The 24,507-nt window shown below is 49.6% G+C and carries 19 protein-coding genes and 2 pseudogenes; 14 read left to right on the top strand and 7 right to left on the bottom strand.

Translation table 11 applies throughout. The annotated features are described in order from the left end of the window. The first annotated feature begins 199 nt into the window (after positions 1 to 199). From ACGCCZ_RS02725 to ACGCCZ_RS02755, 7 genes and pseudogenes are all read left to right on the top strand, one after another. A pseudogene (locus ACGCCZ_RS02725) lies at positions 200 to 2,124 on the top strand (bifunctional metallophosphatase/5'-nucleotidase). Between the two features lie 64 nt (positions 2,125 to 2,188). Then, positions 2,189 to 2,392 (top strand): hypothetical protein, encoded by a 204-nt coding sequence (locus tag ACGCCZ_RS02730; protein WP_411655215.1) that lies wholly within the window; start codon positions 2,189 to 2,191, stop codon positions 2,390 to 2,392. 820 nt (positions 2,393 to 3,212) lie between these two features. Next, on the top strand, positions 3,213 to 3,692 hold the full coding sequence (locus tag ACGCCZ_RS02735) for an RNA polymerase sigma factor (protein ID WP_082402076.1): 480 nt from the start codon (positions 3,213 to 3,215) through the stop codon (positions 3,690 to 3,692). After that, complete coding sequence (locus ACGCCZ_RS02740; protein ID WP_411655216.1) at positions 3,689 to 4,201, top strand: hypothetical protein; 513 nt, start codon at positions 3,689 to 3,691, stop codon at positions 4,199 to 4,201. Before ACGCCZ_RS02735 ends, ACGCCZ_RS02740 begins: the two co-directional genes overlap by 4 nt. Positions 4,202 to 4,810: 609 nt before the next feature. Then, positions 4,811 to 5,326, top strand: a complete 516-nt coding sequence (locus ACGCCZ_RS02745) for a TolB family protein (RefSeq protein WP_411655217.1) — start codon at positions 4,811 to 4,813, stop codon at positions 5,324 to 5,326. 12 nt (positions 5,327 to 5,338) lie between these two features. Further along, positions 5,339 to 5,866 carry a cob(I)yrinic acid a,c-diamide adenosyltransferase gene (locus ACGCCZ_RS02750; protein WP_054323277.1) on the top strand — a complete coding sequence of 176 codons (528 nt, stop codon included), beginning with the start codon at positions 5,339 to 5,341 and terminating at the stop codon, positions 5,864 to 5,866. A 59-nt stretch (positions 5,867 to 5,925) separates the two neighbouring features. Further along, on the top strand, positions 5,926 to 6,627 hold the full coding sequence (locus tag ACGCCZ_RS02755; protein WP_411655218.1) for a peptidoglycan recognition protein family protein: 702 nt from the start codon (positions 5,926 to 5,928) through the stop codon (positions 6,625 to 6,627). A gap of 320 nt (positions 6,628 to 6,947) precedes the next feature. Here the strand turns inward: ACGCCZ_RS02755 and ACGCCZ_RS02760 are convergent, their stop codons facing one another. Together ACGCCZ_RS02760 and ACGCCZ_RS02765 are read right to left on the bottom strand one after the other, a co-directional pair. After that, positions 6,948 to 7,541: a response regulator transcription factor gene (locus ACGCCZ_RS02760; protein ID WP_411655219.1), complete on the bottom strand. Its 594-nt coding sequence runs from the start codon at positions 7,539 to 7,541 to the stop codon at positions 6,948 to 6,950. A gap of 101 nt (positions 7,542 to 7,642) precedes the next feature. After that, the gene (locus ACGCCZ_RS02765) at positions 7,643 to 9,049 is read right to left on the bottom strand and encodes a sensor histidine kinase (protein WP_411655220.1); all 1,407 of its coding nucleotides are present in this window, start codon (positions 9,047 to 9,049) and stop codon (positions 7,643 to 7,645) included. Between the two features lie 272 nt (positions 9,050 to 9,321). Here ACGCCZ_RS02765 and ACGCCZ_RS02770 point away from each other — a divergent pair, with 272 nt between their 5' ends. From ACGCCZ_RS02770 to ACGCCZ_RS02780, 3 genes are all read left to right on the top strand, one after another. Further along, positions 9,322 to 10,545 carry a M15 family metallopeptidase gene (locus ACGCCZ_RS02770; protein ID WP_054323281.1) on the top strand — a complete coding sequence of 408 codons (1,224 nt, stop codon included), beginning with the start codon at positions 9,322 to 9,324 and terminating at the stop codon, positions 10,543 to 10,545. A gap of 234 nt (positions 10,546 to 10,779) precedes the next feature. After that, positions 10,780 to 11,055 carry a metal-sensing transcriptional repressor gene (locus tag ACGCCZ_RS02775; RefSeq protein WP_085534107.1) on the top strand — a complete coding sequence of 92 codons (276 nt, stop codon included), beginning with the start codon at positions 10,780 to 10,782 and terminating at the stop codon, positions 11,053 to 11,055. Between the two features lie 207 nt (positions 11,056 to 11,262). Beyond that, positions 11,263 to 13,167: a heavy metal translocating P-type ATPase gene (locus ACGCCZ_RS02780; protein ID WP_411655221.1), complete on the top strand. Its 1,905-nt coding sequence runs from the start codon at positions 11,263 to 11,265 to the stop codon at positions 13,165 to 13,167. Between the two features lie 357 nt (positions 13,168 to 13,524). On the opposite strand, the gene ACGCCZ_RS02785 is transcribed toward ACGCCZ_RS02780, so the two are convergent. The 3 genes from ACGCCZ_RS02785 to ACGCCZ_RS02795 all read right to left on the bottom strand — a co-directional run bounded on the left by ACGCCZ_RS02785 (position 13,525) and on the right by ACGCCZ_RS02795 (position 18,205). Continuing rightward, a complete protein-coding gene (locus tag ACGCCZ_RS02785) occupies positions 13,525 to 13,998 on the bottom strand; it encodes a GNAT family N-acetyltransferase (protein ID WP_411655222.1) in 474 nt (157 codons plus the stop codon). A gap of 330 nt (positions 13,999 to 14,328) precedes the next feature. Beyond that, complete coding sequence (gene nifJ / locus ACGCCZ_RS02790) at positions 14,329 to 17,895, bottom strand: pyruvate:ferredoxin (flavodoxin) oxidoreductase (protein ID WP_085534114.1); 3,567 nt, start codon at positions 17,893 to 17,895, stop codon at positions 14,329 to 14,331. 178 nt (positions 17,896 to 18,073) lie between these two features. Continuing rightward, the gene (locus tag ACGCCZ_RS02795) at positions 18,074 to 18,205 is read right to left on the bottom strand and encodes a hypothetical protein (RefSeq protein WP_411655223.1); all 132 of its coding nucleotides are present in this window, start codon (positions 18,203 to 18,205) and stop codon (positions 18,074 to 18,076) included. Positions 18,206 to 18,252: 47 nt separating this feature from the next. On the opposite strand from ACGCCZ_RS02795, the pseudogene ACGCCZ_RS02800 reads away from it, so the two are divergent. Further along, positions 18,253 to 19,550: pseudogene (locus tag ACGCCZ_RS02800) on the top strand (hemolysin family protein); the annotation flags it as partial. Positions 19,551 to 19,665: 115 nt separating this feature from the next. Here ACGCCZ_RS02800 and ACGCCZ_RS02805 read toward each other — a convergent pair. Further along, complete coding sequence (locus ACGCCZ_RS02805; protein ID WP_411655224.1) at positions 19,666 to 19,965, bottom strand: hypothetical protein; 300 nt, start codon at positions 19,963 to 19,965, stop codon at positions 19,666 to 19,668. A gap of 37 nt (positions 19,966 to 20,002) precedes the next feature. On the opposite strand from ACGCCZ_RS02805, the gene ACGCCZ_RS02810 reads away from it, so the two are divergent. From ACGCCZ_RS02810 to ACGCCZ_RS02820, 3 genes are all read left to right on the top strand, one after another. Continuing rightward, positions 20,003 to 20,548 (top strand): QueT transporter family protein, encoded by a 546-nt coding sequence (locus tag ACGCCZ_RS02810; RefSeq protein ID WP_054323284.1) that lies wholly within the window; start codon positions 20,003 to 20,005, stop codon positions 20,546 to 20,548. Between the two features lie 123 nt (positions 20,549 to 20,671). Beyond that, positions 20,672 to 21,565: a potassium transporter TrkG gene (locus ACGCCZ_RS02815; RefSeq protein ID WP_411655225.1), complete on the top strand. Its 894-nt coding sequence runs from the start codon at positions 20,672 to 20,674 to the stop codon at positions 21,563 to 21,565. Further along, complete coding sequence (locus tag ACGCCZ_RS02820) at positions 21,520 to 22,014, top strand: potassium transporter TrkG (RefSeq protein WP_411655260.1); 495 nt, start codon at positions 21,520 to 21,522, stop codon at positions 22,012 to 22,014. The genes ACGCCZ_RS02815 and ACGCCZ_RS02820 overlap by 46 nt, the downstream gene beginning before the upstream one ends. 459 nt (positions 22,015 to 22,473) lie before the next feature. On the opposite strand, the gene ACGCCZ_RS02825 is transcribed toward ACGCCZ_RS02820, so the two are convergent. Continuing rightward, entirely contained in the window at positions 22,474 to 24,303 is a 1,830-nt protein-coding gene (locus tag ACGCCZ_RS02825; RefSeq protein WP_054323286.1) for a TasA family protein, read from the bottom strand. Positions 24,304 to 24,507 lie beyond the last annotated feature (204 nt).

A 24,507-nucleotide genomic window follows, 5' to 3' on the forward strand; every position in this document is an offset into this window, starting at 1 on the left:
AAAGGACGCCTTACCAATTTCTTAAATTTTAAGGGAGAATTGTATTTCCTACCAAATTGTGCTATTCTAAATTTTGTTGGACCACTGTGACAATCGGCAGTGTATCCGAAATGGAACCCATACAAACGAAAAGGTTTTGTTTCTATGAAGGAGGTAAAACAGAATGTCTGTAAAGCAGAGTTCCCGGTTCGTTTCCCTAATGCTTATATTGACCCTAGTATTCGGTACATTTTGTGGTACGGCCGCTTTTGCTGCGAGTTCCACAACCGTGACGATCTATCATACCAACGACATCCACGGAAAAGTGAACAGCACTTATGCGGAGGACGGGACGCTCACACAGATCGGTATGGATGTATTGAAAAACGTCAAGGCCAACACGCCGAACTCCCTGCTGATCGACGCGGGCGACGCCACCCAAGGCGTTGCCTTGGCTACCTACAGCCAAGGCGCAGACATCATCAAACTGATGAATGCGGCTGGTTACGACGGTATGACATTGGGCAACCATGAATTCGATTATGGCCGCGATGCGGCACTGTCGAACGCCAAGTTGGCCGGTTTCCCCGTTGTGGCTGCAAATGCAATGGACAACGGCCAGACTCTTCTAAAAGGGGTCAACAGCGCCAAGACAAAGGGTTCGGGAGACCTCTATGATGAAAATGGCGGCTGGTTTATAAAAACTGTCGCAGGTAAGAAAATCGGTTTCTTTGGTATCTCTACCACAGAGACCGCTTATAAAACCAATCCGAACAACCTAAAGGGTGTAACATTCGCCGACGAAATTGCAACTGCAAAAGCCCAAGTTTCGGCCTTACAGGCGCAGAAAGCAGATGCAATCATCGGCATCATGCATGTGGGAATCGACGGGGCCAGCAAGCCCACCAGCCATGAAATCGCGCAACAGGTGGCAGGAATTGACGCGATTATCGATGGGCATAGCCACAGCACCGAAAGCACCAAAGTCGGCAATACGGTCATCCAGCAGACGGGTACCGGCGCCGCCAACCTTGGAAAGATGGTGCTCTCCTTTGATTCGTCCGGCAATCTGACGATTACGGCGTCGAACCTCACCCCCGCCGAGGTGGGAAAACAGTTCCAGGCAGACGCAACCGTCACCGCCCTGTATGATCGTATGGCTGAGGCTCTGGCTCCCACGCTGGAGCAGGAGGTCGGTTTTACCGATACCAGCTTGTATGGAGGCACCTACCATGGAATGAACATTTGCCGTGTGGGTGAGACAAACCTTGGTAGCCTCATTGCGGATGCAATGATCTATGGAGGAAAAGAGCTGATTGCCGGTCAAACGCAGTATGAAAACCTGCCGATGGTCTCCCTGGAAAATGGTGGCGGCGTGCGTACGACCATTCCCGCCGGAAAGATTACCGTCGGTGATGTCATCAATGTCCTTCCTTTGGCAACTCCTTGTCTGTGAAGGAAGTGACGCCCGATAAACTCTATGCTGCTTTGGAAAATGGCGTAAAAAATGAGGCAAAAGATGGCGCATTTACCTCTGCCGAGGGTTCGTTCCCGCAGGTCGGCGGCATGCGCTTTACCTTTGACATCGCCAAGCCAGTCGGAAGCCGTGTGACCGAAATTGTGTTGTTGGATTCCAATGGAAAGGACACCCAAAAATTGAACCGTAACGACACAACCACAAAACTCCTACTTGTCTCCAACGATTTTGAGGTTGCCGGAGGCGATGGTTATACCATGCTGGCCGGTCTGCCCTATGTGGCGGAAGGTTCTGCGTTGGACCTTGTCACGGCAGATTATATCCGCCAACTTACCGAGCAGGGTGGTGGAAGTTTTACCTATGCGTTACAAAAGCGCATCCGTATGGTGAACAACGGTCAGATCCCCGCCAATTATGAAACAACCATTCAAGTGATGGACGGTTCCAGCCCGCTGGGCAATGCTACCATTTCTGTACAGGTAGATGGCGGAAAATCCGTCCAGGCCAAGACCAATTCTGTGGGCAAGATTCTGGTCAAGAACCTTTCTTCCGGTGGCCACAACATTTCTGTGACATACAATGGTAAATATGGGGATGCGTTCGTCAGTGACGCCGCACAGCTCACAGAGGGCCAGGCGAACCTCAGCCGCCGTGAATTCACCTGCTAAACAGATAAAGGCCGTTAGCGACACTACTGCTCCGGTTTCTTTGCCAAAAAATGCGGCCTACACTTTGAAAGTAACGGTACCACAGGGAACTACCCCGCATTTTTCGGTTGGCAACGGTGAAGTGCTGGGCGCAACCATCGTTCGCCGCTCCGGTAATGATTACTACTACCAGATTCACGCGGTTGGCAACCCCGGAGAAAAGACCGGCGTCTATTGTACATTCGACGGGCAGGCTGCTCAATTGCTTTGCTATGCGTCAGTCGCATAATCTAAATTCTTTGCCGGCCTTCCAACCACTTGTTGGAAATCTAAATTGGCTAACCGTATTTGCCTATTAGGATATAGGCAAATACAAGTCATAACGGATTTGACGATCGGACTCGCTTGCCTACATTCCGATATAGGAAAACCTGACACGCCATCGTGATAGTCTGTCTTGCTTGCCTCTATAGGCAAATTTATCCAACTACCATGATCGCATCATAAACACAAGATATTGTAAAGGGCGCCTTCCTTCGCTTTTAAGCGGTTGGAGGGCGTCTTTTTTGTATATATTTTTTGCAGGCGTATTGGCAGAAATTCGTCGCACCAGTTGCGTTCCCTTCCAAGGGTAAAGAATTTCCTTTTACTGAACCACATCCAACCAAACCCCGCCACGAACGTCCATTGTTCAGAAAAATGGAAACCTCCCCTTAGTATTTTGGGCTTCGATCCAGGAGCAGCCGGCGGCATATCGAAGGAAGTGGGAAACCCCCATTCTACGGCTATGGGAGGACCGCTCCATGCCTCTCTGGCACAGTACAACTTCAAAACCGAATCGTTTTTGTGGAAATATTTTCCCGATAGGAACTGCCTTTACACACAAGTGGTTTTGAAAATCATCTGTATGCCGGTTGTTGCGTCTGACCGTACACCCTTGTATAAACCCGCTCTTTATCTTATAATTAATAAAAGCAATTCCGTTGGATGATCCCGAAAGGGTTTCCCTCCGGCCACAGCGAATGCTTCTCCATAGGAGGATTTTGTCATCCTATGAAAAGTTTGGGCCGGATCGCTTGTATTATCATTAGAGGAGAGGAGGACGCAAGGTGGAACATAAGGAGCAGGCGGAATTCGCCGAGCTGCTGCAAAAATATTCCGCTATGGTACTGCGCATCGCTTTCTCCAATGTAAAGAATTTACAGGACGCTCAGGACATTGCTCAGGACGTCTTTATGAGTGTATTGACAAAGCAGCCTCATTTTGACAGCGAAGAGCATGAAAAGGCATGGCTCATACGTGTCACCATCAATCGTTGCAAAAACCATGTTAAGAGCTTTTGGAACCGCCGTACCGAGGGCCTTTCTGAGGATCTTAGTTACATGCCCAAGGAAGAAACTGGGGTGATGGAGGCGGTCCTTGCTTTGCCACAAAATTACCGCAACGTAATTTATCTTCACTATTACGAAGGTTACAGCATCAATGAGATTTCAGAAATTCTACATAAAAAGCCCGCTACAGTGGGCACTTGGCTTGCACGCGGCCGTGCAGCCTTAAAAAACACATTGAAAGGAGGGTTTGACGAATGAAGCCGGAAGAAAATCATCGTTCTCGAGAAAACATAGATCGGTATCGGGCTGCAATGGATCATCTCCGATTGCCGGAGGACTTTGAACAGCGCACTTTGGAGCTGGCAAAACAGCATATGGAATGTACTAAGGGAAAACAATCCTCTCGTGACATCTGGCGCGCCAAGCCCTTCTATCGCCGGCCGGCCGCACAGGTGTGCTTTGTTCTACTGTTATTCCTGGTGATCGGCATATTTCCGGTATTGCACTTCACACAGCCTTTTCTGGCCACACGTAGTAACGATTCCGCCGCCGTTACACAGTATGACGGTGGGGAAAACGGTGCTTTATGCGGCGGCGTTCCCTCCGGCCCTGTAAGCGGCGAAATCGAGAGAACCGATGGCACCGCAGAGGCCGCGAACGCCAGCGAGATTCCCACAGAAAACAGCGCTTCGAGCGCTAATTCCCCAGAGACTGCCTCTGCGCCAGCAGCCGGCGCTGGAATCGAAAGAGCAAGCGTTTCTGGCTGATCCGGATGAACCTGCGGAAAAACGCTCTCGGAACACAATTCCCGGCGACGGAACAATGGATACGGACACGGGGCTGCCGTCTGACGAATCTGTACCATCTCCGTCACAACCGCAACTATTTCAGGAAAATGGCGCTGCGTCCGCCCAATCAGGGCAAAATACCGGCGAGGACAGCGCGCAAACACCTGCTCCCAGCGCATTGCTTCGTTCCGCCCCAGAGAATGCTTATGAAGAACCTGGATTACCATTGGTTGCTTCCGACGGAGAAAAGCTGTATTTTCAGCCGTATCCATCCCAGAAGAACGGCGGTTCTTTGATGGTATGGGATGGGACGGCTCTATCTTCCACAGGAATTTCGCATGCGGACAGCCTGATCGCTGTCAATGGCGGATATTCTTATACCATCGAGAATAAACTGTATCATGGATCGTCGCTGGTGCGCGACTTTTCCGACGAGGCGCTTCTTGGGACTCACGCTTTCTCACTGCGAGTATTTGGCTCCGACAGTTCTTATTTTTATCTTTATGCGAACGCTGCCGACTCGGTTTCCGGGGAGGTTTCCCCTATGCCATCCTGCGCGTATCGCTCGATGGTCAAGCGGAACAGCTTTTGTTTGGCGCCGATGGTCTTTCTACCGGCGGACGGATCTCGCAGGCCATTCTGGCGGAAAACACGGTGTATTATTCTTTATCAGCGGGCAACAGCGGCATTTATGCATTGGACTCTGCCGGTGGGCAGCCACGGCAGCTTTCCTCCATGAGTGTGTCTGGTTCCTTCTGCTATTGGAATGGCGAGTTGATCTTTACCGATACAGGTACAAACTTGTGTGCTATGCAGTCGGAGAGCGGCAGCAATCGACAGCTCGTAGAGGGCGGCGTTCTATCTCCGCCGGTAGTCCGCGGCGGAACGGTCTATTACAGTGCAAAATCTCCGAACGCCGCCACAGGTGCAATCTATGCATACGACCTGGCGGGGGGAGAATCCCGTCGATTGCTGGAAGAACAAGGCACGGCCGGTGGCTTTTGCCAGCTTCTCCCCGCATCCGACGGCCTATTCCTGGTAAACGCCTCCGGAGATGTATTCCACTATCATATACAGACAGGGATTCTCACCGAAATTACCTGATGGGAGGCCATTATGGAAAAGGGATTGATACACATCTACTGCGGCGACGGCAAAGGGAAAACCACCGCAGCCGTTGGCTTATGTGTGCGTGCCTGTGGATGCGGCAAGAAAGTCCTGCTCGCACAGTTTTTGAAGGACGATTCCTCGGGGGAACTTGTTTCTCTTGGCTTGCTTCCTGGCTTCTCCAGGATACCAGCGCCCAAAAGAGTCAAATTTACCTTTCAGATGAACGAGGAAGAACGCCGGGAATCGGCCAAACGGTGTGCACAAATGTTGCAAGATGCACGCCGTGCCGCAGAAGCGGGCGCGTGTGACCTGTTGGTTTTGGATGAATGTTTTGGCGCGCTCTCCACTGGCATGTTGAATATGGAAGCGCTGCTGGATTTTGTCGAGCATAAGCCGCCAAAGCTCGAGCTGATTCTGACTGGACGCAATCCACCGGAGGAGTTTATGGCCCTTGCAGATTATGTATCCGAGGTCCGCAAGGTCAAGCATCCCTATGATGTTGGGACTCCGGCACGGCGCGGAATCGAATACTAAATGAGCAGGAAATAAGGGAAGCCCTTTGGGGCGAATGGGGAGAGCGAACCGACATGCAAATGGATATGCGGGGTGCCGCTTGGCGCAGATGGGCCATCGCGGTACCCATCCTTGTTTTTGCCGTCGTCGTGACGGCATTTCTTGTTGTAACCCTTGTCAACAGCCACCAACCAGAACCACAGGATGGTGTATATCCGGAGGAAGTTTTTGGTATCCCAGTACATACAGAATTGATTCCGGAAACCTTGCCAGCCCGCCCCTGTGAAAAGCGGACCATCAAATATGTGGTTATCCACGAGACTGGGAATACCGCGGAGGGGTCGAACGCCGCAGGCCACAGCGCCTATCTACTGAGTGGAAAGAGCGGCGATACCTCTTGGCATTATACGGTGGACGACCACGAAATCTATCATCACATTCCCGACGATGAAATCGCTTGGCATGCGGGGGACCGGCGTACACGTGACGGCGGTAATCTCTGCGGAATTGGGGTAGAACTCTGTGTCAATGCGGACGGCGATTTTGAAAAGACCTTCGACAATGCGGCACGTTTGACGGCATATTTGCTTCAAACCTACGGCCTCAAGCTGGGAGCCGTAAAACAACACGCCGACTTTATGGACAAAAACTGCCCGCAGACCATACGGGACAATGACCGTTGGCCAGAGTTTCTGGAAAAGGTTCACGAATACAAAAATCTACTATACGATACGGAATCACAGGATGTTGCCAAAGCAAAGCAACCGTCATCCCCTGAATGAAAGGGGTAATCCCCCCGGGCGCCTGGAACCTGGCCAGCTGGCCGGATTCCAGGCGCCTTTTTTGCAAAGACTGTACTAGGAATATTAAACAGCCGCTCCTTCTAAACGGATAAGCCCCCAACAGATGAACGCGGTACAAAGCCCTTTTGTAGGACTTATTTCCAAGTCAATGTCTGGAATAGGTTGACAAATCCGTTTTCTTAGAGCGAATCGATCATACGATAACTCACCTGATTTCCCGACTTAATACCCAGCCAATTTTCCTGTGGATTTATCAAAACGTCCGCAGCTGGTACATAGACCAGCTGCGGACATCCTCTTTATTTTACTCCTGCACTCCTTAAAAAAGATGTTCCAATTCCTTTTGGCTTTTTTAGCCCCAGCTTTTTTAGGAGCGCAGTCTTTTGATTGGCAATCGTTTTTTGCGAGGACTGTAGATGTACATCTCCCCCCAGCATGATGGAAAAGACCGATCGTTCGGCTGGCGACAGGTCGGCCTGTATCAGTGAAAAAATCAGCATCTCCTGTGGTGTAGGCCCTTCTGCGGTCTTTCGCACCGTTTCCGTAAGAATGCTAAATTGACTTTTAAACACATATGCGGAAGCAAAGGAACGTTTACAAGCATCGGTCACAATATGTTGCGACTCAAACGCCGTCACCAAAATCACTTTTGCATAGGTAGTCAACCGAATCTTGCGGGCTGCTTCAATGCCATCCAATTCAGCCAAGGAAAGATTTAGGTCCATCAGGACAATGTCCGGTTCCCATTTCTTGGCAAGTGCAACCGCCTCTTCCCCATTGGCAGTAGTGCCCAATATCCGCATGCCGGGTTCTCTTCCGAGCGTATTGCGGATTAAATAACAGAAATCCTCGTCATCCTCAACCACTAGAACTCCAATTGTTCCATCCTTCATCCTCATATCCCCCACTTTGCCCTTTCAGTTCCTTTTTACAATACTGAGAAGCTTTTCACATTCTCTTCTCCCACCTATTTCTGTTCTTGGATTGTAAAAAGTTATAAGCCGGGAAATCGCAGAACAAAAGTCGTCCCGCGCCCCTTATTTTGCTTTGCCTCAATGCTTCCGCCATGTTTAAGCATCACATTACGGCAATAATAAAGCCCCAATCCCATGTGATGGTTGCTAGTCTTTGTTGTGTAGTATGGCGAAAAGAGCTGTCCCCATTCTTCCTTTGGAATTCCGTCGCCTGTGTCCGATACACAGATCGCATAGCCAGTTTTCCCAAACCGTTTCCCCTCTATAACAATGCTACCCTGTCCGTGCATAGCTTCATCGGCGTTGCTCAAAAGGTTATTCATCACTTCTGTCAAGTGCGCACGGTCACAAAGCAGTTCATCCGTTTCATCGCAGAGGATTTCGACCTCTATGTCAGGCGACAGCTTGTGAAAATCCGACACGCAATCCCGCAAAAGCGGCGCGGCCAAATACACCTGCCGGTCCAGAACAATGTCCTTCGAATAATCCAATGCCTTGGTAGCCAAACCTTTGAGACGGGCAGTTGACCGCAGAATGATGCCGGCAAAGTCTGCGGATTCTCCATAGGCGGATTCCTGAATATTTTTCGCGCACCACTCCACTTTAATCACTTCATTTTTCAGCATATGCTGTAAAAACTGCGCGCTCTGATTGACCAGCTTTCCATCCTTATCCCAATCATAGGCCTCATGCTTGAAGCGCGCCCCCATAAAACCACCCTTAAAGGCATTGTATAGATAGAAGATAATCAAAATCAATATGATTAAAAGGTTTCCCTGCCATGCCTTGAAAAAATCTTTTAACCCCAACAGGTGAATCAAAAAGGCGCTAATCAATTCATACCAAATCGGCACCAAAACCAGGACCGATACCATCATCTTCTGCCGGTAGACAGGGGTCCCCCTTTCCCTCCAAAGGGTTCCCAACAAAAGGACCGTCAATAGAACCCCATATATCCAGTTGTAAATCGCTGCACAGAGATAATACGTCCGGTCATACAACTGATAATAGCGCGTATCCCAGTATGGATACAGGATGCCGAATACAAGAGCTGGCACAAACACCAAGACGCGCGCCCAGCGAAATAGGATTGGCCGGCGTTCCTCCATATGGCTGAAATAGAAACCAAAAACCAGCGCGGCCGGCATTGCAAAATAATATAGAACCGCTGTGAGTATGGAATAAATCCGCACAGAGAGCGCCTCGGTCATCCAACCAGGCCATACCTGCATGATATAGGGAAACAACGTGAAATAGAGGTATTCCTTGAATACCCCCATACTGAAACACATCCCACTGATAAAACACCAGCGATTCAATTTGTTTTGCCGGTTTCCCAGATAGATCAGGAAAAACAGTACCCAAATGAGAACAGCAAACAGCAATAGGAATTCGCCCGGTAATCCCTTCGAAGTTCCAATCAACATTCCCAACACCCTCAAATGGTTTTCTTTCATTATACACGATTTTTCAAACTTCCGGGTCCGGGGGATGTAAAAAAGAGGGACTGGTATTCCCAAAGTTTTTAGGAAGACAGAAATAAAAAGATATGCTATAATGAAGTCCGCTAAATGGACAACATGTTTCGACACTTTTCAACGTCTCCGGTACTGTAAAAAGCGTATGACCAAACATTATTCACATTTTTTCGGTTGAAATTCCTATCTTTATCCGATATGATGAAGTGTACAGGAAATGAATGATACGATTTGATGTAGAAGGTGAAACACAGGATATGAACAACAAGTGGATGCTTCTCCCATTGGCGGCGGCCCTTCTTTTGACTTCCTGCCAAAGCGCCAGTGGCGCTGTAATCTACCACAACCAATCGCTCGCGCTTGCAGAACGGGTGGAACAAACAGTCCGCAAATCGACCGAAATTCAGCTATCTGCCAACCTGGGGACCGGCAATCCGGATGCACCCGAACAGGAGGCTTTTTCTTCGTGTCTGCACTTTGTGGAAGCCAACCGTGAACGCTACTTGCTTTATCAAGAGGCGCATCCCGATTTAAATGAATGGGATATTGTCACGCAGGTGAATATCGGTTTGGACCATCCTTATTATACAAACGTCCAGACGGTCAGTGACCCCAACAGCCTGCTGGTGTTGTGCAACAAATACTGGAAATTGCCGGATGGATACGAACCCTCGGACCTGCGCAAGCTTTCTTCCAAAGTTGCTGTGGGGTCGGCTAACCAGATGCGAGCAGAGGCGGCTGACGCATTCGAGCGACTCTGTGCGGATGCTAAAAAAGAGGGATATACCATCTTCGCACAGTCCGCCTACCGCAGTTATTCCCGGCAAGTCTCCCTGTATAATCAATATGCTGCCCGGGATGGCATTGAAGGAGCGGACACTTACAGTTCGCGTGCAGGCCACTCCGATCATCAGACAGGTTTGGTGGTGGATGTCAAGAATGCAAGCCTGCCTTACAACCGCTTTGGTGAGACCGCAGAATATCAGTGGGCCAAGGACAACATACACAAGTACGGTTTTATCATCCACTATCCCCCTGGGAAAGAGGGAATCACCGGCTATCAGACCGAAGAATGGCATTGGCGTTATGTGGGCCAAAAGGCTGCAACGGAAATCTACAACCTGGGGTTGACGTTGGATGAATACTGCGCAATCTTTTTGGCCAATTCATCCGACGAGATTCCTTCCCTGCTTTCAGATACACCGGATGCCCTCACCCTTTCACAGGGAAGTTCCTATACGTTTTCTTTCCAGCCGGCCGGTGCATTGGCTGTTCCCACTTTCACCACCGGCGATGGAACCATCGTAACTACGTCTGGTTTTCAATATCGCAGCGGCTCTTACTTGCTCTCGGTTCAGGGATTGGCCCCAGGAAGCACCAATCTATATGCTACTTTTGATGGACAAGCTCCTATCCGGCTTTGTTCCATCACGGTAAGAGCATGAGCCTCTTGAATAGGGTGCGTTTTTTGTCTGGAATTCTTGTTTTTACGCAGAAGATCTGCAAATACAACTTTTTAAATAGGCGGTATAGCCATGCGGCTGTACCGCCTATTGGTTTCCTGGAAAAGGGATCGTACTGTAGTTGATCAAATGCGAAGCCTTTTCTACGCCCTTGACAAAACCGCATTTTTCGCAAATAATAGAGGCATACCCCCAACCGTATAGGAGGTGTTAAGGATGAGACAATGTATGGATGCTGACAATTTGCATCGCCGCCTGAAAAAAATTATTGGGCAGGTGCAGGCCATTGATCGAATGGTCGACGAGGACGTCCCGTGCGAGGATATTCTTTCGCAAATCAACGCAGCAAAATCAGCGCTGCACAGGGTTGGCCAAGTCGTTTTGGAGGGGCATATCCAGCACTGTGTGCGCGATGGAATTGAGCATGGAGATGCGGATAAGACCATTGAAAACTTCACGAAAGCTGTTGAACGTTTTTCAAATATGACTTAATAAGCATATATTCGCTAAACTGACCGTTTTTAATCGGTCAGTTTTTTGTTTATATAGAAATTTAATCATTGGCCGTTCATCAATATCATATACTCCTTGGTACAAATGCAAGAATCTTTATAGAAATACGTTTGTTTCTTGACAACCCATACCCGTATAAGTATAATATACATATACCCCCATAGGTATAGAAAGGATGACGTACATATGCATACGTTAGAGCGCTTTTTGGAATGGGGCGGAACCAAAAAGGATGTCACCTGTCTGGTGATCTCCGGGCTTGCACTAATCGTCAGCATCTTGGATCGATTCCCCCTGCCCTTTGATGCAGCCTGGATCGCAATTATCTTATGCGGCATCCCTATTCTCTTGGAAGCCTTTATCGGTCTGGTGACCGCCTTTGACATTAAAGCAGATGTTTTGGTTTCCATCGCCCTGATTGCTTCGATAGGTATTGGGGAGGCCTTCGCTGCTGGGGAAATTGCATTTATCATGCAGCTGGGCGCTCTCTTGGAAGATTTAACCGTGGCAAAAGCACGGGCTGGTATTGAAAAACTGGTACACTTGACCCCGCAGACAGCCCGCCGGATAATCGGTGGCACAGAGCAGGTCATCCCTGCCGAGGATGTCCATGTAGGAGATTTCCTCCGAGTACTTCCCGGGGAGACCATTCCGGTCGATGGAGAAATTCTTTCGGGTGAAACCTCTATCAATCAGGCGGTGATGACGGGAGAATCCCTCCCCGTGGATAAACATGCCGGAGATTCGGTTTCCAGCGGTACAGTCAATCAGTTTGGTTCCTTCGATATGAAGGCGACCAAGGTAGGAGAGGACAGTTCCATTCAGCGGATGATTCGTCTGGTGCAATCTGCCGATGCTGGAAAAGCAAAAATTGTCGGTATTGCGGACCGATGGGCTACTTGGATTGTAGTCATTGCCCTAAGTACAGCTGCTCTTACCTGGTTGATTACTGGGCAGATCATTCGGGCCGTAACCATTTTGGTTGTCTTTTGCCCGTGCGCTCTGGTTCTCGCCACCCCAACCGCCATTATGGCCGCTATTGGGAATGCCACCAAACACAGTTTTTTAGTGCGGGAAGGAGATGCTCTTGAGCGTTTGGCAACGGTTTCAAACATTGCCTTTGATAAGACAGGGACGCTCACCTATGGAAAACCGGAAGTCACCGCCATCCAAAACGATTCTAACGAACTTTCTGACGAGGATTTATTCTTTTATGTGGCCAGTGTTGAATCTCACTCGGAGCATCCGCTGGGAAAAGCCATCGTCGCCAGTTTTCGTGACTCCCAACACCGAGGACTTGCTGCTGTAGAGCACTTCCAATTGCTCCCAGGACGCGGGGTGAAAGGCTTTGTCCATGGAAAGGAAGTTCTGGCAGGAAACCTGGAGATGATGGCAGAAGAGGCAATTCCTGTTTGTTCTGCGGATCTCGCTAAAGTTACCCCATACCTCAACCAGGGGTGTACCGTTATTTATTTAGCCGTCAATCGTATTTTGGTTGGATTCGTCGCACTTGCCGATACACTGCGGGAAGATTCCAAGGAGACAATTCATGCGGTCAAAGAAACGGGAGTAACACCTGTGCTTTTGACTGGCGACCATGAAAATGCAGCGAAACACATTGCTGAACAACTGCAGATTAGCGATGTACATGCAGGTTGTTTGCCTGAAGATAAATTGAAGTGGATCGACATCTATCAGAAGGAGCAAAAATATGTCTGTATGATCGGCGATGGAATCAACGATGCCCCCGCACTGAAAAAAGCTTACGTGGGCATTGCCATGGGTGGTGTTGGAAGTGACATTGCGGTGGACGCAGCAGACATCGTTCTCGTAAACGACGATATTAAGGAGCTTCCCCATTTACTCCGCCTCGCAAAACGGATGATGATTACGATCAAATGCAACCTGACCTTCTCCATGACACTCAACTTCATTGCCATTATCTTGGCAATGACAGGGATTTTAAATCCCGTAGTGGGGGCGTTGGTTCATAACGCCGGTTCCGTATTGGTAATCGTCCATTCCTCCCTGTTGCTAAAGTGGGGAAAAAGACGTAAACGGTACGGGGACAGCCAATTGGCACAGCTTTAAAGGGACGAGCAGCTGTTGCAAGATTTTCGATGGATTGGCGGGACAAAAACAATTTCACGATACAATTGTAAGATGAGGGTATCCCAAAACTCCAAATTTTTAGATTCATAGGAAGGGGGCGCCCCCTTCTATCTGCAAAAATATCTGAGTTTCTAAAAAGCGAGGGGCTCCTTCGTCCATTCATGGCTCTTGGGACACCCTCACCTTTTCTACATTATGCAGATAAAATCCGCCGGTGATTCCAGCTTTTTTGCGTTCCTGTTTTCAAGTTGCGCTATCAAAAACACAGTCCTTTCTACCCGTCATAGTTTTTCCCTCTGGCACGGTGTCCAGATCCCCATTTCTGAGTTTCCAATCCTATTCCTTCTGCAACGGCCAGTCCATCTCGTGTTTCATGGTTTGAAATCCGTACCGTTCGTAAAGGGGGCGTCCCATCTCCGTTGCCTCCAAAGATATAGCTGCTATTCCTCTTTTACTGACCTCCTGCATCAAGAGATCCAACGTATGCAGGGCGATGCCTTTTCTGCGGTAGGCTAGGGCAGTGTACATATTCATAATATAAGCTTTCTTCCCTGAGGGGTTCCGATAAGTCGGCATCACTTGATAAAAGCTGACTCCGCCTGTCCCCACAACGGTATTCGAATCCCAGACCAAAAGTGCAATATGCTGACCGTTTTGAAGCGATTCCTTATAGTACCTGCGTGTATGTTCCTCCACTTCTTGTAATCCAACAGAGGAGTCCAATCGATTGGCTGCCCGAAGGACTTCTATTCGTGTCTTTACCAGAAGTTCCAGTTCCTCAATGGCCGCTCTTTTGTAGAGAAAATGCATTGTCTTTTCTCCTTTCTTTTCATTTAGAATAAATCATACATATGGATATTGCTTGTACGGATGGATAACCAACCCGGCATCCGTATCGTTCTTCCGCTTTTCAGCCACCGCTGAATCGCTTCAAATTGTAACGAAAGGTTGCGGCAATTTTTTTGTGCTATACAAAGATACGATTCGTAATCCCTTTTTAAATGGGTGTCCAAGCGGTCATACAACCGCAAGAGCCTTTGTCAAAAAACGATTCCCTATAAAAAATCCCCTGCTGCAATCATGCAGCAGGGGATTTCACCTGTTGTATCATAAAGGGATATGCCTGGAAATTGCACGAAATTATTCTGCGATCTCGCCCTTGGAGAGCTTCTCCAAGTGCTCGTAATTCTCTTTTGCAACCTTCTCTGCTTCCGTGAACAGCTTCTCAGCACGCTCCGGGAAAGCACGAGTCAAGGAGTTGTAACGAACTTCACCCATGATGAAGTCACGATAGCTGGCGGTTGGCGCCTTGCTGTCGAGATGGAACGGGTTCTTGCCCTCTTCCTTGAGTCTCGGATCATAGCGGAAGTTCTGCCAATAACCGGCCTCAACCGCCTTCTTCTCTTCTCTCTGTGCAATGCTCATGCCACCCTTAATACCGTGGTTGATGCAGGGAGCATATGCGATGATGAGGGACGGGCCGTCGTAGCTTTCTGCCTCTGCAAACGCCTTGATGCACTGGTTGTAGTCAGCACCCATAGCGACGTGTGCAACGTAGACATAACCGTAGCTCATTGCGATGGCCGGGAGGTCCTTCTTCTTGGTCGCCTTACCGGTCGCTGCAAACTGTGCAACAGAACCGATCGGAGTGGACTTGGAAGCCTGGCCGCCGGTGTTGGAATAAACCTCGGTGTCGAACACCAGGATATTGACGTTTTCGCCGGAAGCGATCACGTGATCCAAGCCGCCGAAACCGATGTCATATGCCCAACCGTCGCCGCCGAAGATCCACATGGACTTCTTCGCAAGGAAATCCTTATCTTTCAAAGCCTTCTGAGACAGCTCACAGCCAGCCGCAGCAGCCTTTTCCAGCTCCGGAATCAGAGCGTCGGTTGCCGCGCGGTTCAGCTTGCTGTCGCTGAAAGTATCCAGATAGTTCTTGCAGGCTTCCTTGAGCTCTGCGGAGGACTTATCGGAAGCAGCGATCTCTTCGACATACTCGGCCAGTCTGCCGCGGATTGCCTTCTGGGCAAGCGTCATACCATAGCCGAACTCTGCGTTATCCTCAAACAGGGAGTTGGACCATGCCGGGCCGTGACCCTTTTCGTTGCGGGTGTACGGAGTAGCCGGTGCGGAACCGCCCCAGATGGAGGAGCAACCGGTTGCGTTGGCAATATACATTCTATCGCCAAAGAGCTGAGTGACCAGCTTTGCATACGGCGTCTCACCGCAGCCTGCGCAGGCACCGGAGAACTCAAGCAGCGGCTGCTTGAACTGGCTGCCCTTGACGGTAGTCTCCTTGAACTTGTCGATGACTTCCTGCTTCGGGCCAATCTTGCGGCCATAATCGAAGCCCTCCTGGCTCTGCAGCTGGGTCTCCATCGGCTTCATGACGAGAGCCTTCTCACCCTTCATGCCCGGGCAAACCTGTGCGCAGGAACCGCAGCCGGAGCAGTCCATCGCGGAAATGGTCATCGCGAACTTCATGCCCGGCATACCCGTCATGTCCTTATACTTCTGACTTGCCGGTGCGTTAGCAGCCTCTTCCTCGGTCAAAGCAACCGGGCGGATAACTGCGTGCGGGCAGACATAGGAGCAGAAGTTACACTGGATGCAGTTCTGCGGATTCCATTCCGGAATATCGATTGCAATGCAGCGCTTCTCATATGCAGAAGAGCCAGCCGGAGCAGTGCCGTCCTCCATGCCGAGGTCGACAAACGCGGAAACCGGCAGATCATTGCCCTTATACTTATTGCAGGGATTCAGGAAATTCTTGACATATGCCACTGTATCGGCATTGCCCTCGAGAGCGACGTCGGCCTTTGCCTCGTCCACAGCGTTCTTCCAGGACTCCGGCACATTGACCTTGTGGTACTCGTTTGCACCACGCTCAATCGCCTCGTGGTTCATGGCGACAATCTTTTCGCCCTTCTTGCTGTAGGACTTGGTGGCGGCATCCTTCATGTACTGGATGGCCTGGTCCTTCGGGATAATGTTTGCAATGCTGAAGAAAGCGGACTGTAGAATGGTGTTGATGCGGCCGCCCAGACCGATCTCCTTGCCCAGCTTCACGCCGTCGATGGTATAGAAGTTGATGTTGTTGTCCGCAATATACTTCTTCATCTTGGCCGGCAGATGCTGGTCAAGCTCTTCATCGCTCCAGAGGCAGTTCAAAAGGAAGCTGCCGCCCGGCTTGACATCCTGAACCATGTCGTACTCGTTGACATAGGACGGCTTATGGCAAGCTACGAAGTCTGCCTGGCTGATATAATAGGTGGACTTGATCGGCTTGTCGCCAAAACGCAGGTGAGAAACCGTCAGGCCGCCGGATTTTTTGGAGTCATAAGCAAAGTAGCCCTGTGCGTACATTTCGGTATGGTCGCCGATGATCTTGATGGAGTTCTTGTTTGCGCCGACCGTGCCGTCTGCGCCCAGGCCCCAGAATTTGCAGGAAGTGATCCCCTTCGGCGTTGTGTCCGGATTCTCCTTGATCTCAAGAGAGAGGTTGGTCACATCGTCGACAATGCCGATGGTGAAGCGCTTCTTCGGGGACTCGGACTCCATGTTGCGGTATACAGCAACGATCTGGCCCGGGGTGGTGTCCTTGGAGCCGAGACCATAGCGGCCGGTATAAACCTTTACCGTGCCAAACTTCGTCCCGGACAGAGCTGCCAGCACATCCAGATACAACGGCTCGCCGATAGAACCGGGCTCTCTGGTGCGGTCGAGCACGGAGATAGCCTTCACAGTCTCCGGCAACACGCCTGTGAGGAAGTCCGCCACGAACGGACGATACAGGTGAACCTTTACAAGGCCGACCTTGTCGCCAGCAGCGTTCAAATAGTCGACCACCTCTTCTGCGCATTCGCAGACAGAACCCATCGCAACGATCACGCGCTCTGCGTCCGGTGCACCATAGTAGTTAAAGGGCTTGTAATCGGTGCCGATCTTCGCGTTGACCTGATTCATGTAGTCAACCACAACTGCCGGCAGATCATCATAGTATTTGTTGCCAGCTTCGCTCGCCTGGAAGAACGTGTCGTCGTTCTGTGCCGTGCCGCGGGTAACCGGATGCTCTGGATTCAGAGAACGGCGGCGGAACGCATCAACCGCATCCCAGTCCAGCATATCGGCCAGGTCCTTGTAATCCCATACTTCAATCTTCTGAACCTCGTGGGATGTACGGAAACCGTCGAAGAAATGGAGGAACGGCACGCGGCCCTTAATGGCAGCAAGGTGCGCCACAGCGCCCAGGTCCATAGCCTCTTGAGGGCTGTTGGAGCAGAGCATCGCATAGCCAGTCTGACGGCATGCATACACGTCGGAATGATCGCCGAAGATGCACAGCGCATGTGTCGACAGCGAACGTGCGGAACAATGAATGACACTCGGAAGGAATTCACCCGCCATCTTATACATGTTCGGGATCATCAGGAGCAGGCCCTGGGAAGCGGTGTATGTGGTGGTCAATGCGCCAGCTGCAAGGGAGCCATGCACTGCGCCGGCTGCGCCCGCCTCGGACTGCATCTCGGTAACCTGTACTTCTCTTCCGAAAAGATTCTTTCTGTTTGCAGCAGCATACTTGTCCGTCTCATCCGCCATCGGGGAAGACGGGGTGATCGGATAGATCGCAGCAACATCCGTAAACGCATACGATACATGCGCGGTGGCGGTGTTGCCGTCCATAGTTTTTCTTTGTCTTGCCATTATGATATTTTCCTCCTTTTAAGGATCTTGATATTTCTCCCGGTACAATACACCCACACTGTACCAATCTAAATTTTAGCATCTTTTATGGCGCATGTAAAGGAAAAAACCGCATTTATCCAGAGAAATAAACAGAATATCGTCCATATCAGAGGGAAAGATTTTCCTAAACCATCTGTCAACTGCAAGCTTCCTGTTCGCGCTGCTGCCAGGGGATGATTCCTTCGCAAAATAGGTCTCTCACACATTCTACAGGGCCGTATGACGATTGACAGCAACCCATCGTATAGGATAAAATAAGAATTACCATAATAACATTATACTATGCAGGTTCTGCCTGCCGAAAGGGGAAAATTTATGCCTCCGGAACCCGTAGGCCATTTATGGCCGCTGTCTACAAGCGTGCAAACGGCTTCGGCCCAAACGTCCTTCTCTGCCTTTTCCATTGTGCTCCTGATTGTTCTCATTTTAATCAACGCTTTCTTCGCGGCTTCTGAGATTGCGATTATCACATTGAACGACAATAAGGTGCGTAAAATGGCGGAGGATGGCGACAAACGCGCCAAACGTGTCCTCAAGCTCACCAAGGATTCCAGCCGGTTTTTGGCCACCATTCAGGTGGGCGTCACGTTGGCGGGCTTTTTGACCTCAGCAGCGGCTTCCCAGACGTTTGCCGGAAAACTGGCAGACGCCTTTGCGTTTTTGCCAATTCCATATGATGTGCTCTTCGGTATATCCACGGTATTGGTCACTTTGTTCCTGTCCTATTTCTCACTGGTCTTTGGCGAGCTGGTTCCGAAGAAGATTGCCATGCAGCGTGCAGAGGCGCTGTCCTTTAAATTTGCAGGCATCTTGAACGGCATCTCCTCCTTCTTCCACCCGTTCATTTCCTTTTTGACGGTTTCTACCAACCTGGTCCTCAAACTGATGGGATACGACCCACACCAAAATGAGCAGACTGTCACCGAGGAGGAAATCCTGATGATGGTCGATCAAGGGGAAGAAAAAGGTGTGATCGGCGAGAGCGCCAAAGATATGATTTCCAATATTTTTGATTTCAGCGATGCAACGGTCGATGAAGCCATGACCCATCGCACCGACGTCACGGCGGTCGAGGATACGGCGACGATTCAGGATGTGGTAAACCTTTCCTTGGAAGAAGGCTTTTCCCGCATCCCCGTGTATCACGAAGACCTCGACAATATCGTTGGAATCCTCTATGTGAAAGATCTCCTGAAATATGTAGGAAAGCAAACAGACGATCACATTCCGTTGACCAGTTTGATGCGGAGTGTTTACTTCGTCCCGGAAACGAAACAGTGCAGCCAACTCTTAGCGGAAATGATCGAGCGCAAGCTGCAAATCGCCATCATTGTGGATGAATACGGCGGTACCGAGGGTTTGATTACCATGGAAGACCTGTTGGAATCCATTGTAGGCAATATCCAGGATGAGTATGACCACGAAGAGGAGGACATCTACCAGGTTGGGGAAAACAAGTTCACCGTGGACGGCACCACGCCGATCGATGAGATTTCCGACCTGGTGGGCGTAGAGCTTCCGGAAGGGGAATACGACACGGTCGCCGGCCTGATTGTAGAAAATCTGGGCATATTCCGAAACCGGAGGAGCATCCGAGCATCGACATCGACTGTCTGACTTTGACGGTTCTCGCGGTGGAAGACCGCCGGATTGCAAAAGTTTTGATTGAAAAGCATGTCCCGTTAAGGACTGGGGATGAGGAAGAACGCTGATGGGAGATCCCTTTCCTCACATCAAAATCAACCCCGTTTTTGATTCGATCTGAAATTCCCTGAAAAGAAATGCCGGACACAGAGCATTCTGTGCCTGGCGTTTTTTCTTTGGACACTTTTGCGCAAGTTTCAGCTTGGGTACATTCCCCCTTTTATACTCAATTTGCTCTTTCCATGGAAAGGCAATGTTTACCGGCTTTTTCTGCAAAATCCTTAATGAAATCTTTATACATATCTTGCTTTTCTCTACGAATTGTAGTACATTAAAGGGACTGCTCAGGGTATTTTCTACTGGGCTGAGCAGGGTCAGTCGCAAGCTCCTGACCTAAAAGAAAACTACGGAGGAATCACAAATGAAAAAACAAACTCGCAGCGCGGTCTTCTTGGCGCAGGGCGCCATGATTGCCGCCATCTACACGGTACTGACGCTTCTAGCCGCTACCATGAACCTCGCCTATGGACCGGTACAATTTCGGTTTTCTGAGGCGCTCACGATCCTGCCGATGTTTACTCCGGCAGCGGTCCCCGGCCTGACGATCGGGTGCCTGCTGAGTAATATCTTCAGCGGATACGGGGCGGCTGATATGATCTTTGGAACGCTTGCCACCTTATTGGCGGCGATTTCCACACGGATGTTGCGAACTGTCCGGATAAAGGATATTCCCTGGCTTGCTCCACTGCCGCCGGTGCTGTTCAACGCCGTAATCATCGGGGCGGAAATCGCGTTTTTTGCCCCGGAAGGCTTCCTTTGGACTGGATTTGCAGCTTCCGCCCTCTCGGTTGGCCTGGGAGAACTGGCCGTCTGTTATGTGTTGGGGCTTCCACTTGCGATTTTCTTGGAACGTTCGGGCCTCAGCCGCTATCTCTCCGAAGGCCCTTTACGCCTCTCCAATCGTTGACTTTTCCGCAAATGCTTTTAATTTTATGAATAACATCGCTGTCCGCTCAGGAATGTGTGGGCTGTGTATTTCGGGGTGATCGAATTGCAGGAGGGCTTTCCTTTAACGAAACGTCTAAAAAACATGCCGCCTGTCCGTCTCATCGTCTCCAGCTTTTTTGCCGTCATTCTCTTGGGCGCTGTTCTGCTTACGCTTCCGATCATGAGTCGGAGCGGTAACGCAACATCCATGATTGATGCCCTGTTTACGGCGACATCGGCGACCTGTGTGACTGGTTTGGTTCCTTTTGACTCCTGGACGCACTGGAACGGTTTGGGGCAGGTTGTCATCCTGTTTCTCATTCAGATTGGGGGCCTGGGCGTTATCACGTTTACCACCGGTTTTACGCTGCTTTCGCGCCGGAAGCTTGGCCTGCGGGAATTACAGCTTGCAACGGAAAATACCGCGGGCAATGCTATGGATATTTACCATTTGGTAAAGATCATTTTGACTTTTACCCTCAGCAGCGAACTGATCGGAGCGGCTATTCTTGCCCTTCGTTTTGTCCCGAAGTTTGGGCTTCATGGAATTTGGATTTCCATCTTCACCGCTGTTTCGTCCTACTGCAACGCCGGATTCGACATCCTTGGATTTGAAAAACCGGACAACAGCCTCATCGGGTATGCCAACGATCCGTTGGTCTGTATCCCGGTGGCCCTGTTAATTATTGTGGGCGGCCTTGGCTTTATTGTCATCAGCAATATTTATTTTGCCAAGCTTTCCCCGCTTTTTCACAAGAAAAAGCCCACCTCCTTGAACCTACATTCCAGCATTGTTCTTCGTATGACCCTGATCCTTTTGGTAATCGGTACCATTGGCTTTTTGTTCTTTGAATGGGATAATACCTTAGAAGGTAAGAATATCTTTCAGAAAATTTTGACAGCTTTTTTCAATCCACCAGCGCCCGTACCGCCGGCTTTGCCTCGGTTGACATTGCCAGCGAACACGACATCACCAAACTGTTTACGGTCTTTCTGATGTTTATTGGCGCCGCGCCTGCCGGTACCGGCGGCGGTGTCAAAGTGACTACCTTTGTTGTTTTGATCGCAACGGTAATCAGCGTTATGGCTGGTAAAGAAGATACAACCTTACACCATCGCCGTGTGGAAAAAGGGACGGTATACCGTTCCCTTGCCATTGTAACGGTCGCGATTCTGGTTGTCGTCTGCACAACCGGCGTCATTCTTTCCACCAATGCGCATCCCATCAGCGCCATTGACGCGCTATTTGAAGCAACTTCTGCATTTGGAACCGTGGGACTGACGGCTGGATTAACCCCCTCTTTGAGTGCTATCTCAAAATTTGTACTTTGTTTAACCATGTTTATCGGGCGTGTAGGGCCGATCTCCTTGGCGCTGGCCATAGCAATCAAACGTGCACACAACAAGGGCGCTGTCCTTCCCGAAGGAAAAATTATTGTCGGATAGACATTTGATGTTGTTTCCCGTCGTGTATCCTTACCGTTTATTGGGCTTTTAAGATGGGACTCGACACAATCGTTTCCGTAAGATCGATCTACAGGCGTCATGGAGGAAACATTTGAGCATGGATTTCTTTTTTGGGTGTATGGCAAGTCCTGTCTTTGCAAAACCAGAAGAAGCCGTTTGACAGATTCGGATATGTATTGCCTTTTATAGTTAAAATCATACGACAAGAGGGTGTCCCAAAAGTCATTTCATGACTTTTGGGACACCCTCGCTTTTTTAGAAACTCAGATATTTTCCAAACAGGTAGAGGTTGCCGCCTTTCTATAAATCGAAAAATTTGTCGTTTTAGGGCATCCTCTTTATTCACGCCTGAAAATTTCCTGGATAAAGGCCCTTTTTCTTTCAGCCCCCGGCACTTTCAGCATTTTTTACCATCTTCTGCCGGTGCTTACCGCGATATTAAGCAAGTGTATTGCCGGATACCTGTCCAATATAGATTTCTTCTGCCTTTCCAGTATTCTGCACTTCTACTTCTGCGGTACAATCCTTTGCCGGATCACTCAACATGCCCGCCAGGCCGCCTACATAGATCTTTCCTGCTGTACCCGTGCTTTGATTGGTTACCTTTCCCTCTACATGGGAATCGGTAGCCGTTCCAAGCAGCCATCCAGCCAAACCGCCTACAGCGATGGTCTTGCCTTCCTTCGTACTGCCTGTCATCTGAACATTTCCAGTAAATGTGCAACTGTCAATGGTTCCAGAGTAAAGCTCTCCAACCAGACCACCCACATTTACGGTCGATTTCGCCGTTCCTATAGCCGTCACTTCTGCGGAAACAGAACAGTTCTTTGCAATTGAATCCGAACCGATGAGATCTCCTACTAAGCCGCCCAGTTTACAAGAACCTTTTGTATCGTCCCACACGATTGTACCACCATTTACCGTGCAGTTCTCTATACGGGTATTATTTGCACACCCTACCAAAGCGCCGCCAAATTCACTTGTTTTTACCTGAGGCGCTTCGATAACAATATTCTTCAACTCTGCACCATCACAATAGGCAAACAACCCCGCATATTTCGGCGCGCCCGATTGGCCGCTCGTTTTAACGCTCCGTCCAGTTTGCTCGTCCTGCCCAATATTCAATCCTGTAATCTGATACCCACATCCATCGAAACCGCCGGTAAAGGTTTCATCCGTTTTTTCTCCGCCAATCGGTTCCCAGTTATAATCGGAAAGGTCAATATCCCCTCCAAGACGGTAGAATTGATCCAAGCCATTGCCGATACTCATCAGTTCTTCTGCGGAACGAACCCAAATAGCCTCTTCCGCAGAGCTGCCATCCCCATCTTCTTGAAGCTTCACCTCAAAGGAAACCGTCTTATCCGTCTTGGACACCACTTTCGAGGCATTCGGATCTACCAGTTCATATCCTGCGCCGAGCTTGCTCAAATCCGGCGTCAAAGTCATCGTGGTTTCGCCCTCAGGGAACAGCACCAGATAGGAGCCGATCACCTTTCCGTCCATGACCCACTGTACCGTCGCCATATCCGCTGCGCCCGCACCTTCATCGGTCTGGAAAGCATTTACCACAACATTTCCATGGAAGTGCTTTCCCTGATATGCGTTGCCCGCGGTATCCGGCAAATAGGCACCGATCACATAGGTCTGTGTGCCGCTCGCCGCTGGAAGTACCATGGCCGGCGTATAGGGTTTTCCGTTGGAATCGGGGTTCAAGTTATCTGATACGACTGTCCACGAGCCATTGACCTTTTCAAACAGCACCAACTTCAACACATCGGCCAAGCCGTTTGTACAAGCAACGCGCACATTCGAATGGTCCGGGCTATAAGCCTGCTTGATCGTCTCTCTGCCCTGGGCATCCTTGACAATCTCGATCTTCTTCTCCCCATTCTCCGGGCATTCTACATCTTTCATATCCAGAGCTTCCACCGAAAGCTCTATGTAAACCGGAAGAGTCCCTGCGTTGTTAACAACCACTGGCTGGAAATAAACCGGTTTCGGATCATAGCCATCTACAGATACATTGCCATTGCCCGCTTGATTGATCTCTGCCAGAAACTTTTCGTATTCCATGGGACGCAAATTGTCAAAGCTCAAAGGTGTCTCCGCATCTTTGCCCGGCTCTACCGTAATGTCTAAAACACCTGCTGTGAAGTCCGCATTTACCTTTTCCGTATCCGTAAACCATGCCATGGTTCCACCTGCTAGCAAGCAGAGCATCAACAGAATGGATACTCCCGATAACAGCAACCTTCTCTTTTTCATGTCTAGTCCTCCTCTTTCAATCATTGTTTCTACAGCAAATGGAGCTGTAGTTTGAAAAAACTGCATTACATATTCGCTAATAAATATGCATGTAAATTTATAGGGATATTTTACCATTCCATAGACAGTCTGTCAATCCTGCAAATTTTTTGTATGTTTAGGGTGTATATTTTTGTTTTATTATATAATATTTATAAAATATTT

The sequence above is a fragment of the Anaeromassilibacillus sp. SJQ-1 genome (genome assembly GCF_046693725.1).
Classification (GTDB): Bacteria; Bacillota; Clostridia; order Oscillospirales; family Acutalibacteraceae; genus Anaeromassilibacillus.

Excerpts from the sequence above, each read along its gene's own strand:
- ACGCCZ_RS02740 (WP_411655216.1), top strand. The coding sequence starts at position 3,689 with ATGAAGCCGGAAGAAAATCATCGTTCTCGAGAAAACATAGATCGGTAT.
- ACGCCZ_RS02750 (WP_054323277.1), top strand. The coding sequence starts at position 5,339 with ATGGAAAAGGGATTGATACACATCTACTGCGGCGACGGCAAAGGGAAA.
- ACGCCZ_RS02755 (WP_411655218.1), top strand. The coding sequence starts at position 5,926 with ATGGATATGCGGGGTGCCGCTTGGCGCAGATGGGCCATCGCGGTACCC.
- ACGCCZ_RS02760 (WP_411655219.1), bottom strand. The coding sequence starts at position 7,541 with ATGAAGGATGGAACAATTGGAGTTCTAGTGGTTGAGGATGACGAGGAT.
- ACGCCZ_RS02765 (WP_411655220.1), bottom strand. The coding sequence starts at position 9,049 with ATGTTGATTGGAACTTCGAAGGGATTACCGGGCGAATTCCTATTGCTG.
- ACGCCZ_RS02770 (WP_054323281.1), top strand. The coding sequence starts at position 9,322 with ATGATACGATTTGATGTAGAAGGTGAAACACAGGATATGAACAACAAG.
- ACGCCZ_RS02775 (WP_085534107.1), top strand. The coding sequence starts at position 10,780 with ATGAGACAATGTATGGATGCTGACAATTTGCATCGCCGCCTGAAAAAA.
- ACGCCZ_RS02780 (WP_411655221.1), top strand. The coding sequence starts at position 11,263 with ATGCATACGTTAGAGCGCTTTTTGGAATGGGGCGGAACCAAAAAGGAT.
- ACGCCZ_RS02785 (WP_411655222.1), bottom strand. The coding sequence starts at position 13,998 with ATGCATTTTCTCTACAAAAGAGCGGCCATTGAGGAACTGGAACTTCTG.
- nifJ (WP_085534114.1), bottom strand. The coding sequence starts at position 17,895 with ATGGCAAGACAAAGAAAAACTATGGACGGCAACACCGCCACCGCGCAT.
- ACGCCZ_RS02795 (WP_411655223.1), bottom strand. The coding sequence starts at position 18,205 with ATGGTAATTCTTATTTTATCCTATACGATGGGTTGCTGTCAATCGTCA.
- ACGCCZ_RS02810 (WP_054323284.1), top strand. The coding sequence starts at position 20,003 with ATGAAAAAACAAACTCGCAGCGCGGTCTTCTTGGCGCAGGGCGCCATG.
- ACGCCZ_RS02815 (WP_411655225.1), top strand. The coding sequence starts at position 20,672 with ATGCCGCCTGTCCGTCTCATCGTCTCCAGCTTTTTTGCCGTCATTCTC.
- ACGCCZ_RS02825 (WP_054323286.1), bottom strand. The coding sequence starts at position 24,303 with ATGAAAAAGAGAAGGTTGCTGTTATCGGGAGTATCCATTCTGTTGATG.